Origin of the sequence: Paraburkholderia sp. BR13444, assembly GCF_040948755.1 — a bacterium.
Taxonomy (GTDB): domain Bacteria; phylum Pseudomonadota; class Gammaproteobacteria; order Burkholderiales; family Burkholderiaceae; genus Paraburkholderia; species Paraburkholderia youngii.
On record NZ_JBFPKM010000001.1, the window covers coordinates 22,677 to 35,019 of the forward strand.

The 12,343-nt window shown below is 63.2% G+C and carries 11 protein-coding genes and 1 tRNA gene; 6 read left to right on the plus strand and 6 right to left on the minus strand.

What is annotated here, in order from left to right; all coding sequences use genetic code 11:
• Positions 1–20 precede the first annotated feature (20 nt).
• From AB3X95_RS00130 to AB3X95_RS00155, 6 genes are all read right to left on the minus strand, one after another.
• The gene (locus AB3X95_RS00130; protein WP_176123507.1) at positions 21–278 is read right to left on the minus strand and encodes a bacterioferritin-associated ferredoxin; all 258 of its coding nucleotides are present in this window, start codon (positions 276–278) and stop codon (positions 21–23) included.
• A 146-nt stretch (positions 279–424) separates the two neighbouring features.
• A complete protein-coding gene (gene murI, locus AB3X95_RS00135; protein ID WP_368620754.1) occupies positions 425–1,312 on the minus strand; it encodes a glutamate racemase in 888 nt (295 codons plus the stop codon).
• A 165-nt stretch (positions 1,313–1,477) separates the two neighbouring features.
• Positions 1,478–1,957, minus strand: coding sequence for a bacterioferritin (gene bfr / locus AB3X95_RS00140; RefSeq protein WP_176109072.1), 480 nt, complete (start codon positions 1,955–1,957; stop codon positions 1,478–1,480).
• A 201-nt stretch (positions 1,958–2,158) separates the two neighbouring features.
• Positions 2,159–3,682 (minus strand): fumarate hydratase, encoded by a 1,524-nt coding sequence (locus AB3X95_RS00145; RefSeq protein WP_368620374.1) that lies wholly within the window; start codon positions 3,680–3,682, stop codon positions 2,159–2,161.
• A 48-nt stretch (positions 3,683–3,730) separates the two neighbouring features.
• Complete coding sequence (locus tag AB3X95_RS00150; RefSeq protein ID WP_217709947.1) at positions 3,731–4,300, minus strand: TIGR00645 family protein; 570 nt, start codon at positions 4,298–4,300, stop codon at positions 3,731–3,733.
• Positions 4,301–4,507: 207 nt separating this feature from the next.
• Positions 4,508–5,410 (minus strand): DMT family transporter, encoded by a 903-nt coding sequence (locus AB3X95_RS00155; protein WP_368593186.1) that lies wholly within the window; start codon positions 5,408–5,410, stop codon positions 4,508–4,510.
• A gap of 471 nt (positions 5,411–5,881) precedes the next feature.
• Here AB3X95_RS00155 and acs point away from each other — a divergent pair, with 471 nt between their 5' ends.
• From acs to AB3X95_RS00185, 6 genes are all read left to right on the plus strand, one after another.
• A complete protein-coding gene (gene acs / locus AB3X95_RS00160; protein WP_368620375.1) occupies positions 5,882–7,864 on the plus strand; it encodes an acetate--CoA ligase in 1,983 nt (660 codons plus the stop codon).
• A 157-nt stretch (positions 7,865–8,021) separates the two neighbouring features.
• On the plus strand, positions 8,022–8,450 hold the full coding sequence (locus tag AB3X95_RS00165; RefSeq protein WP_176123501.1) for a DUF4212 domain-containing protein: 429 nt from the start codon (positions 8,022–8,024) through the stop codon (positions 8,448–8,450).
• Between the two features lie 4 nt (positions 8,451–8,454).
• Positions 8,455–10,473 (plus strand): sodium:solute symporter family protein, encoded by a 2,019-nt coding sequence (locus AB3X95_RS00170; RefSeq protein ID WP_368620376.1) that lies wholly within the window; start codon positions 8,455–8,457, stop codon positions 10,471–10,473.
• 71 nt (positions 10,474–10,544) lie between these two features.
• Positions 10,545–10,635 (plus strand) — tRNA-Ser (locus AB3X95_RS00175).
• A 149-nt stretch (positions 10,636–10,784) separates the two neighbouring features.
• Complete coding sequence (locus AB3X95_RS00180) at positions 10,785–11,471, plus strand: tyrosine-type recombinase/integrase (RefSeq protein ID WP_368620377.1); 687 nt, start codon at positions 10,785–10,787, stop codon at positions 11,469–11,471.
• A gap of 44 nt (positions 11,472–11,515) precedes the next feature.
• Entirely contained in the window at positions 11,516–12,037 is a 522-nt protein-coding gene (locus AB3X95_RS00185) for a tyrosine-type recombinase/integrase (RefSeq protein ID WP_368620378.1), read from the plus strand.
• Positions 12,038–12,343 lie beyond the last annotated feature (306 nt).

Below are 12,343 nucleotides of genomic sequence, written 5' to 3' on the forward strand. Positions count from 1 at the left end.
ACCGCGCCCCGCTAGCTAATTCAGGCTGCCTTGCGCTCGTAGAACGTGACCTGCACGACCTCGGCGATGCTCTGCACTTGCTGATGAGGCTCGACCACACCGCAACGACTCGCGCACACGCCGCTTTGCAGCATCACATCGCGCACGGATTCCTCGCATTTGCCGCAGCACGAGGCGACGCCAAGTTCAAACTGCAACTCGTCGAACGAGTCGATGCCGTCCGCGATCGAGGAGCGGATGGTGCGGTCGGAAACGGATTTGCAAACACAGACGATCATGGCGGCGTCATAGCTAACGTTAATGCGAATTATTATCATTTTGTTTGGTTCGTTTGACAAGCATCGTCTGCGATTTTTTGTAACAAAACCAGCCTCTTAGAATGGATTTCGTCCGAAGAACGGGCAGCGGTGAGCGAGACCCGGCTCTAGGCGGCGCGGGAATCCGATGCGGCTGTGCGGCGGGAGGGTATCAAGACGTGCTCGACCGCAGCCTCGATCCGCAGCAGTGTGGCGGCCAGTTGCTGCTGATGGATGCCGTCGTCGGTGGAGTAGAAGCGTGGTAGCGGCGTGCTTGCAGCCGGCGTGGCGGCGCGCAGGCCGTGCTGCTCAAGCACGCGTTCGAGTTGGCGAGCGATCGCCACGCTCGTGTCGATCAGCGCGAGCCGCTCGCCGACGATGTCGCGGATCGCAGCGTCGAGAAACGGGTAATGGGTGCAACCGAGCACCAGCGTGTCGGCGCCGGCGTCGAGCATCGGTTGCAGGTAGCTGCGCAGCAGTGCGCGCAGCTCGGCCGAGCCGACGTCGCAGCGCTCGACCGCCTGCACGAGCCCGTGCCCGGGCTGGCAGAGAAAGCGGCAATCGGCGGCGTAGCGTTCGAGCAGTCCCTGGAAGCGGGCACTGCGCAGCGTCGCCTGGGTTGCCAGCACGCCGGCGACGCGGCTCCTGGATTGCAGTGCGGCGGGCTTGACGCCCGGTTCGACGCCGACTAGCGGAATCGGCAGCTTTTCGCGCACCAGCGCGATCGACTGCGCGGTCGCCGTATTGCACGCGACCACGAGCGCCTTCGCGCCTCGTGCGGCGAGCCATTCGCCGATCGCTAGCGTGCGGTCGGTGATGAAGTCGTCGTCGCGCTCGCCATAGGGCGCGTACAGCGAATCGGCGACATACAGCAGCGCCTCGTCAGGCAGTTGCGCGCGCACCGCGCGCAGCACCGACAGTCCGCCGAGCCCCGAATCGAAAATACCGATCGGCGCCTGCGACGCGGCGCCAGAGGCAACACTGCGGACAGTCGGGGACGGCGCGGGGACGGGCATAGTGAAGAAAACGAGCGTGACGTGGTGGTCGAAGAAACAGGCGGAGCCAGGGCAAAGCGCGAGCAAGCGCGCAAGTATATCGCCCACGCGGTACGGTCCGGGCGCGAATGCGTGCCCGGCAGGCATTCGCGCCGCTACCTCGCGGGATGCTTCAAGGTGCCTCGCTCAGGACTCGACCGAGCCCATCGCGCTTTGCTGGTAGTTCTGGATACCGACCTTGTCGATCAGATCGAGCTGGGTTTCGAGCCAGTCGATGTGCTCTTCGGTGTCGTCGAGAATCTTCGTGAAGATTTCGCGCGAGATGAAATCGCGCACCGATTCGCAGTAGGCAATCGCCTCCTTGCAGGTGCTTTGCGAAATCTGTTCGAGCTTCAGATCGCATTCGAGGATCTCTTTGGTTTCCTCACCGATCAGCAGCTTGTGCAGGTCCTGCAGATTCGGCAGACCGTCGAGCATGAAGATCCGTTCGATCAGCATGTCGGCATGCTTCATTTCGCCGATCGACTCGTCGTACTCGTGCTTGCCGAGCTTATCGAGGCCCCAATGACCGTACATCCGCGCATGCAGGAAGTACTGGTTGATCGCGGTCAGCTCGTTCTTCAGCTGCGCGTTCAGATATTCGATGACCTTCTTGTCGCCTTGCATGTTATTTCCTTTTTCGGGGACCTTGAATTTCCAACAACAATAAACGCCATGCCCCAAAAAGCCAAGAATCCGACACAAGTTTTGGCGGCGCTTGCGGCCTCGTGCGTGCGGCGCCTTGCGCATGCGTGATGCGGGGCAAAAAAAAGCCGGGACCGCAGCCCCGGCTTTTCGCCCGATCCGAGTGGCGCTAATTGCGACTCATCAAGCCGTGGCGACCGGAATCTTGCCGATCTTGGCCTGCCATTCCTTCGGGCCGGTCTGGTGCACGGAGGTGCCGTTCGAATCGACGGCGACCGTGACCGGCATGTCTTGCACGTCGAACTCGTAGATCGCTTCCATGCCGAGGTCTTCGAACGCGAGCACCTCCGCGCTGCGGATCGCCTTCGACACGAGGTACGCGGCGCCGCCGACAGCCATCAGGTACGCGGCCTTGTGCTTCTTGATCGCCTCGATCGCGACCGGGCCGCGCTCGGCCTTGCCGATCATCGAAATGAGGCCGGTTTGCGCGAGCATCGTCTCGGTGAACTTGTCCATCCGCGTCGCGGTGGTCGGGCCTGCCGGGCCGACCGCTTCGTCACGTACCGGATCGACCGGGCCGACGTAGTAGATCACGCGGTTGGTGAAATCGACCGGCAGCTTCTCGCCCTTCGCGAGCATGTCGGCGATGCGCTTGTGCGCGGCGTCGCGGCCCGTCAACATCTTGCCGGACAGCAGCAGCGTCTGGCCCGGCTTCCAGCCGGCCACTTCTTCCGGCGTCAGCGTGTTCAGATCGACGCGTTTGCTGGTCTCCGTGTTCGGTTCCCAGTGCACCTTCGGCCATGCGTCGAGCGACGGCGCTTCGAGTTTGGCGACGCCCGAGCCGTCGAGCGTGAAGTGGGCGTGGCGGGTCGCCGCGCAGTTCGGGATGATCGCGATCGGCTTGGACGCGGCGTGCGTCGGCGCGGCCATGATTTTCACGTCGAGCACCGTGGACAGGCCACCGAGACCCTGCGCGCCGATGCCGAGCGCGTTGACCTTCTCGTGCAGCTCGACGCGCAGCTCTTCGATCCAGTCCTTCGGTCCGCGTGCAATCACGTCCTGAATGTCGATGGGGTCCATCAGCGATTCCTTGGCCATCAGCATCGCTTTCTCAGCGGTGCCGCCGATGCCGATGCCGAGCATGCCCGGCGGGCACCAGCCGGCGCCCATCGTCGGCACGGTCTTCAGAATCCAGTCGACGATCGAGTCCGACGGGTTCAGCATCGCGAACTTCGACTTGTTCTCCGAGCCGCCGCCCTTGGCCGCGACCTGTACGTCGACGGTGTTACCCGGAACGATCTCGTAGTGGATCACGGCCGGCGTGTTGTCCTTGGTGTTCTTGCGCGCGCCTTCGGGCGGGCTCACGATCGATGCGCGCAGCACGTTGTCCGGGTTCAGGTAACCGCGGCGCACGCCTTCGTTGATCATGTCGGTGACGCTCATCGTCGCGCCGTCCCAGCGCACGTCCATGCCGACCTTCACGAATACCGTGACGATGCCAGTATCCTGGCAGATCGGGCGCTTGCCTTCGGCGCACATGCGGCTGTTGGTCAGGATCTGCGCGATCGCGTCCTTCGCTGCCGGGCTCTGTTCGAGCTCGTATGCGCGGCCGAGCGCTTCGATGTAGTCGAGCGGATGGTAGTAGCTGATGTACTGCAGCGAATCAGCGATGCTCTGGATCAGATCTTCCTGTTTGATGACGGTCATGGCTAGCTCAGTGGGGAGGCGCTTGTTTTCGGATCGCAGCGCGTGCGGTCAGTCTTGCGCCTTCAGGGGAGTGGAAACCTTGATGCCGCCCACGGCGTGCAATGCCGCGGGCTCTTCGAAATGCTTGGGATGCGTGTGCGTGGTGAGGCGGTCGACGAGCGCCATCACGAGCGCGGATACGAGGAACGTGACGTGGATGATCACCTGCCACATGATCGTGTGCGTCGTGTTCTGGTCGGGGCTGATGAAGGTCTTCAGCAGATGGATCGACGAGATGCTGATCAGCGCCATCGACAGCTTCACTTTCAGCACGCCGGCGTTCACATGATCGAGCCATTCCGGTTCGTCCGGATGGCCGTCGAGGCCGAGGCGCGACACGAACGTTTCATACCCGCCGATGATCACCATGATCAGCAGGTTCGAGATCATCACCACGTCGATCAGGCCCAGCACGACGAGCATGATGCTGGTTTCGTCGAGCTTCATCGCGTCGGACACCAGATGCCAGACTTCCTTCAGGAACAGCACGACGTAGACTGCCTGCGCGACGATCAGCCCGAGATACAGCGGCACCTGCAGCCAACGGCTCATGAATACGAGGTGGGGCAGCGCGCGCATAGGGCGGCGCGGACGGGCGGAGGCGGGTCGCGAAGCGGACATAGGCAACGGTCAGATGAAGCGGGCGTGACGGAACACGGGCCAGGCGCCGACGGCGGTGCGGGGCGCGGCCATCGGAGGATCGCGAGACTCGCGTCGGGCGCCGTATTGTACAGCGTCGGTCGAATCTGCTGCTCTGCGGCGGGCAGCGCGCCCGCCACGCACGAACTACGATGCGACCGGCGGCACGCTACGCGCCTTCAGGCTCGCGAGACCGATACCGGCGACCACGCAGGCGAGCGCGATGCCGTGCGCGAGCGTGGGCCGCTCGCCGAGGAACACGATGCCGTAGAGCGCCGCGGCGACCGGCAGCACCGCGCTGAACACGCCGGCGAGACTACCGGACACGTGGCGGATGCCTTTCATCCACAGCCAGAACGAGAAGATGCTGGCCGACAGCCCGTACCACAGCACCAGCATCCAGACGTTCGATGGCACCGCGCGATAGTCGAAATGCGCGAGCGCGCCGGCGCCGAGCGGCAGCATCAGCAACAGGCCGAACAGATGCGTGTACGCGCAGATGTCGATCGGCGCGAGCGTCTGCGTGAGGCGGCGCGACAGGATGATGTACAGCGATTCGCAGCACACCGCGCCGAGCACCATGAAGTTGCCCGCGAGCGAGCCGGTGCCGGCCGTCGCGTCCGCGCCCGCCTCGCCGTGCGCGACATTGATGACGACGACGCCGACGATCGCCAGCGCGATCGACGCGAGCGCGCGGCCATCCGGCCGCTCCTTCAGGAGCAGCCACGACAGCAGCGCGACGACCGCCGGAATCGTGCTCGTGATCACGCCGGCCGCGACCGCGCTGGTGCGCGCGACGCCGTTGAGCATCAGCAGCGTGAAGCCGAAGGTGCCGAATAGCGCTTGTAAAAACAGGTTGATCCATTCGTCGCGTTTGACGCGGCGCAGTTTGGTCACGCGCAGGAGCGGCCATAGCACGGCCATCGCGATGACAAAACGCAGCAGCGCGAACAGCGGGACGGGAACGAAGGCGACGATCGATTTACCGATTCCGACATTGCTGCCCACCAGCAGCATCGAGGTAATGAGGAGCAGGGCGTAGCGATTCAAGCTGGAATCCGGACGGCTAGTTCAGTTAGCATTGTAAGAGGCCGTGCGACCGGTGGTAAGGGTGCGAAGGCGGGCGACCGGACGGTGCAACGGGTTCGCATCAGCGGCATGCGATGTGCTGCGGGTGAACATTGAACGCTCCGTAGAACGGGCGATTTTTTCCGCGCGCATCTCGTCTGATCAACGCTCAAGCACGTCGGTGGCTCGCCCGATCTAAGGGTTTTCGCTTGCAGATCAACACGATGTGCGTAAGTGGCCGGTAAGTTGCGGCGCTTATGGTTGAGCCTTGACGCGGGTTGATCGAGCAGGGTGCCTGCAAGCACGGATGTTGCGATGCCGCACGCGCGCGCGTTTGACGGCATTGCGAGGTGGGAGACAGCGCCGCTCGTGGCGGCTCGAACAGGATAAGGCCCGCGCGCGATGCGCGCCCGTACAGGTTTTCCGTTTTTCATCTTCACCAAGGGGTTGTCGATGTCTGCGATTGAATCGGTTCTTCAGGAACGCCGCGTTTTTCCGCCCTCCGCCGACACGGCGAAGGGTGCCACGATCTCCGGCATGGACGCGTACCGGGCGCTTGCCGCCGAAGCGGAGCGCGACTACGAAGGCTTTTGGGGGCGTCTTGCGAAGGAGACGCTAAGTTGGCACAAGCCATTTACGAAGGTGCTGGACGAATCGAAGGCGCCGTTCTATACGTGGTTCGAAGACGGCCAGCTGAACGCGTCGTATAACAGCATCGACCGTCACGTCGAGGCCGGCAACGGCGGGCGCGTCGCGATCGTGTTCGAAGCCGACGACGGTACCGTCACCAACGTCACCTATCAGGATCTGCTGCAACGCGTATCGCGCTTCGCGAATGCGCTGAAAAAACGCGGCGTGAAGAAGGGCGACCCGGTCGTCATCTATATGCCGATGTCGATCGAGGCCGTCGTCGCGATGCAGGCATGCGCGCGTATCGGCGCGACGCACTCGGTCGTGTTCGGCGGCTTCTCGTCGAAGTCGCTCAACGAGCGGCTCGTCGACGTCGGCGCGGTCGCGCTGATCACGTCCGACGAACAGATGCGCGGCGGCAAGGCCTTGCCGCTGAAGAGCATCGCCGACGAAGCGCTCGCGCTCGGCGGCTGCGAGAAGGTCAAGAGCGTGATCGTGTACCAGCGCACCGGCGGCAAGGTCGCGTGGGACGGCGCACGCGACCTGTGGATGCACGAACTCACGCAGGGTGAGTCGGACCAATGCGCGCCCGAATGGGTCGACGCCGAGCATCCGCTCTTCATCCTCTATACGTCGGGCTCGACCGGCAAGCCGAAGGGCGTGCAGCACAGCACCGGCGGCTATCTGCTGTGGGCCGCGCAAACGCTGAAGTGGACCTTCGACTGGCGCCCCTCCGACGTGTTCTGGTGTACCGCCGACATCGGCTGGATCACCGGCCATAGCTACATCACGTACGGACCGCTGACGCTCGGCGGCACTCAGGTCATGTTCGAAGGCGTACCGACCTATCCGGACGCCGGGCGCTTCTGGCAGATGATCGCCAAACACAAGGTCACGCTGTTCTATACGGCGCCGACGGCGATCCGCTCGCTGATCAAGGCCTCCGAGGCCGACGCCAAAGTGCATCCGAAGAGCTACGACCTGTCGACGTTGCGCATCATCGGCACGGTCGGCGAGCCGATCAATCCGGAAGCGTGGGTGTGGTACTACGAGAACGTCGGCGGCGGCCGTTGTCCGGTCGTCGATACGTGGTGGCAGACCGAAACCGGCGGTCACATGATCGCGCCGATGCCGGGCGCGACGCCGCTCGTGCCGGGTTCGTGCACGCTGCCCCTGCCGGGCATCATGGCTGCGGTCGTCGACGAAACGGGCCAGGACGTGCCGAACGGGCAGGGCGGCATTCTGGTGGTCAAGCGTCCGTGGCCGGCAATGTTGCGCAACGTGTGGGGCGATCCGGACCGCTACAAGAAGAGCTACTTTCCCGAGGAGCTCGGCGGCAAGCTCTATCTCGCCGGCGACGGCGCGGTGCGCGACAAGGAAACCGGCTACTTCACGATCATGGGCCGCATCGACGACGTGCTGAACGTGTCGGGCCATCGTCTCGGCACGATGGAGATCGAGTCGGCGCTGGTCGCCAATCCGCTCGTCGCGGAAGCAGCCGTGGTGGGCCGCCCCGATGCGACGACCGGTGAGGCGGTATGCGCGTTCGTCGTGCTGAAGCGTGCGCGTCCGCAAGGCGAAGAGGCCGTCAAGCTCGCGAACGAACTGCGCAACTGGGTCGGCAAGGAGATCGGTCCGATCGCGAAACCGAAGGACATCCGCTTCGGCGAGAACCTGCCGAAGACGCGTTCGGGCAAGATCATGCGTCGTCTGTTGCGCTCGCTCGCGAAGGGCGAGGAGATCACGCAGGACGTGTCGACGCTGGAAAACCCGGCGATTCTCGACCAGCTCGGCGAGTCGATTTAAAGCGTTGTAAGCGGGTCTGCGTTGACGGCGGCGGTGTGTCGATCGACACACTTGCCGGTGTATCGAGCAGACCCGTGAATCGAGCGGACGGCTTGCATCACGGCATTGCGCGGACAATCCCAATTGCCTCGCCGTTGCCTTTTTGATACATAGGCGCATGGCCGCGCCGCACCTATCCTCCCATGCCACGTTGAACCCCCCGCCCGAACCGCCTCCGGTCTCGGCGGCGATGGCGCTCGCGCATCGCAAGTACTGGCGCTTCAACCTCGCGCTGATCGCGGTGCTGATGACGCTCGGCTTCTTTGTCTCCTTCGTCGTGCCGTTGCTGGCGCCCGCGCTTGCGCAGGTGCGCGTTGGCGGCTTCAGCCTGCCGTTCTACTTTGGCGCGCAGGGCGCGATCCTGATCTACCTCGCGTTGATCGTCGTCTATATCGTGCTGATGCAGCGCGCCGATCGTCGGTTGCAGCGCGCGTTCGAAGCGGATTCGCAGCGCGATGCCGCAAGCGGTCCCGCCGCGGATTCCACCAGCGGCGCGAACGATGAAGTCAACGTCGGCACGGCCGCGCCGGCCGCGCGCGGACGCTGAGCCGATGAAACTCACGCATCGGCTGATCCGCTCGTACGCGCTCTACACGCTCGGCTTTCTGCTGTTCGTCTACGTGATGTGGCGCATCGAGCGCAGCACCGGTCCCGGTGTGTGGATCGGCTATGTGTTCCTGTTCGTGCCGATCGCGGTGTATGCGGTGATCGGCGTGCTGTCGCGCACGTCCGATCTGGTCGAATACTACGTGGCGGGACGGCGCGTGCCGTCGGCCTTCAATGGCATGGCGACCGCGGCCGACTGGCTGTCGGCCGCGTCGTTCATCGGTCTCGCGGGCTCGATCTACGCGACCGGCTACGATGGCCTCGCGTACCTGATGGGTTGGACCGGCGGCTATTGTCTCGTTGCGTTCCTGCTCGCGCCGTATGTGCGCAAGCTGGCGCGCTACACAATTCCCGACTTTCTCGGCACGCGCTATTCGAGCAACGCGGTGCGCGGCCTCGCGGCGCTCGCCGCGATCCTGTGCTCGTTCGTTTATCTGGTCGCGCAGATCCAGGGTGTCGGGCTGATCGCGACGCGCTTTATCGGCGTCGATTTCGCGGTCGGCATTTTCTGCGGGCTCGCGGGGATTCTGGTGTGCTCGTTTCTGGGCGGCATGCGCGCCGTTACGTGGACCCAGGTTGCGCAGTACATCATCCTGATCCTCGCGATGCTGATACCGGTGTCGATGATCGCGCATAAGGACGGCCTCGGCTGGGTGCCGCAATTCAGCTATGGGCGCCTGATGGAGCGCATGGAAGCGCTCGAGAAGCAGGTGCGCGACGCGCCGCTCGAGGAGCGCGTGCGCGACGACTATCGACGCCGTGCCGCGCTGATGCAGATGCGGCTCGATACGCTGCCGCAATCGTTCATCGACGAGAAGCAGCGGCTCACGCAGGAGGTCGGCGATCTGCGGCGCCATAACGGTCCGTTGCGCGAGATCAAGGAACGCGAGCGCGCGCTCGAACAGTTTCCGCGCGATGCCGCCGCCGCGCAGATCGTGTGGAGCCAGAAGCGCGACGACATGCTGATGCGGGCGACCGCCCCGGTGCCGATGCACGAACCGTTTCCTGCTGTCGGCGATGAAGACCGGAGCACCCATGCGCGTAACTTTTTGTCGCTGCTTCTGTGTCTGTCGCTTGGCACGGCGAGCCTGCCGCATATCCTGACGCGCTATAACACGACGACTTCGGTGGGGTCGGCGCGCCGCTCGGTGGGCTGGACGCTCTTTTTCGTCGCGTTGTTCTATCTGACCGTGCCGGTGCTCGCGGTGCTGATCAAGTACGAGATCCTGTCGAATCTGGTCGGCCATCATTTTGCCGATCTGCCGCAGTGGCTGATGCAATGGCGCAAGGTCGAACCGAGCCTGATCAGCCTCGCCGATACGAACGGCGACGGCATCGTGCGCTGGAGCGAGATCCAGATGCAGCCCGATATGGTCGTGCTCGCGGCGCCCGAGATCGCGGGGCTGCCGTATGTGATGTCGGGCTTGATCGCGGCGGGGGCGCTGGCGGCGGCGCTATCGACCGCGGATGGTCTGCTGCTGACGATCGCGAACGCGCTGTCGCACGACGTGTACTACCACATGGTCGATCCGAATGCGTCGAGCCAGCGGCGCGTGACGATCTCGAAGATTCTGCTGCTGGGTGTCGCGCTGTTCGCTTCGTATGTTGCGTCGCTGAATACGGGGAATATTCTGTTTCTGGTCGGGGCGGCGTTTTCGTTGGCGGCGTCGAGCCTGTTTCCGGCGCTCGTGCTGGGCGTGTTCTGGAAGCGCACGACGCGCCTGGGCGCAGTGGCGGGGATGGTCGCGGGGCTCGTCGTGTGCATCTACTACATCGTGTCGACGTATCCGTTTTTCACGCAGATGACGGGTTTCACGGGTGCGCGCTGGTTCGGCATCGAGCCGATCAGCTCGGGCGTGTTCGGCGTGCCGGCGGGGTTTCTCGTGGCGATCGGGGTGAGTTTGATCGATCGCAACGCGGACGCTTATACGATCGCTCTGGTCGACTATATCCGGCATCCGTAGGGCGTTTGTGTGCGGCGTTGGCTAGGGGTGTGGCGCAAGGCGCGAAGTTTGCTATAATTCGGCTCCCCGCCGGAGAGATGGATGAGCGGTTTAAGTCGCACGCCTGGAAAGCGTGTATAGGTTAATAGCCTATCGGGGGTTCGAATCCCCCTCTCTCCGCCAGGACTCGCTCCGCGAAATTCCGACTGATTCCGAAAAACACCCCCAAAGCCTTGAAACATCAAGGTTTTGGGGGTTTTTTTCTTCTTGCACGTTCCAGTTCATACCAACACAATCGACCCATCAAGTAGGGGTGGGAGTGGGGGTGAGAAGTGGGGGCATCTCAATCTCGACAACTTCATCGACTGTCGGCGCTGCGCGTCGGCAAACTGGTCGATCCGGGCTATTACCCGGACGGTGGGGGCCTTTACTTTCAGATTTCCGCCTCGGGCTCACGCTCGTGGATCTTCCAGTTCAGGCTCTTCGGACGTTCGCGCGAGATGGGCCTCGGGCCGATCTCGACGGTCTCGCTGTCCCAGGCCCGCGCCGAGGCGGCGCGTTGCCGGGCGCTCCTGAAGGACAAGATCGATCCGATCGAGGCGCGCAACGAGGCGCAGCGCAAGGCGGCTGCCGAAGGTTCACGGCAATTCCGCATCGCCGCGGCGGAATATATCGAAAACAATCGCCGCAGTTGGAAGAACATCAAGCATGCTAAGCAGTGGACCAGCACGCTCGCGACGTATGCCCATCCGATAATCGGTGATAGGGATGTGAAAGACATCGACACGGCGATGATCGTCCGAATCCTGCAGCCGATCTGGGCAGACAAGCGTGAGACCGCGAGCCGTGTGCGCGGTCGCATCGAGACGATTCTTGACGCCGAGAAGGTGCTTGGCTATCGAGGGGGCGAGAACCCGGCGCGTTGGCGCGGCCACCTGGACAAGGTGCTGGCGAAGCGCAAGCGCGCAGCCGTGCAGCATCATCCGGCTATGCCGTGGTCCGACATCCCGGCTTCATAACGAAGCTTGAGGCCAAGGAAGAGGAGGACGCGCGCTCTGCAATCATGCTGCATCTGCTGATCCTGGCTGCCGCCCGAACGAACGAGGTACAGTTCGCCGCGCCGGAGGAGTTCAATCTGAAGACCAGGATATGGACGATTCCGGGTGAGCGCATGAAGATGGGTATCCCGCATCGCGTGCCGCTATGTGACAAGGCGTGCGGGCTCGTCGAGAAGGCGCTGAAAATGGCGAAGTGGGGCTACTTGTTCCCCGGGGATAAGAAAGGCAAGCCGCTATCGAACATGGCGATGCTGGAACTGCTTGCAGGAATGGGCTACACCAAGTTCACAGTTCATGGCTTCCGATCAACGTTTCAGGACTGGGCAGAGGAATACGGCGAATATCCGGACGTTCTGGTCGACAAGGCACCCGCGCACCAGACCAAAAACAAGTCACGTGCCGCGTATCAGCGGGGCGATATGGTCGAGCGGCGTCGGAAGATGATGGAGCACTGGTCATTGTACTGCGCCGGACACTCGGCAGTCGTGGTGCCAATTGCGCCGGGTCAGGTTTCAACTGCTGCATGACAGCAGGTCAACCAGGTCTAAGCTCAATTGCGTCTAAAGTGGCGACAGAATTCGTGTTTTGACGTGCACGGCACCAGTGCCAGGTGAGTTCCCCGATGGTGGAGTGTCGCGTCAATGTGACGATGCATTCCTTCGCGAGGCAGGAACTCAGTCTTATGGATAGCTCCGCACAATTTAGAGTTTCATTCGGAGGCTAAAAGGCGACTGTCGGCCAGGAGCCGCCGGTCGAGGTCGCCATCCAATTTGAGTAGCCAAGGTCGCGTCCGCCCCCGCTCAATGGCCGGTTTCTGGCGAGCAAATTGCCGG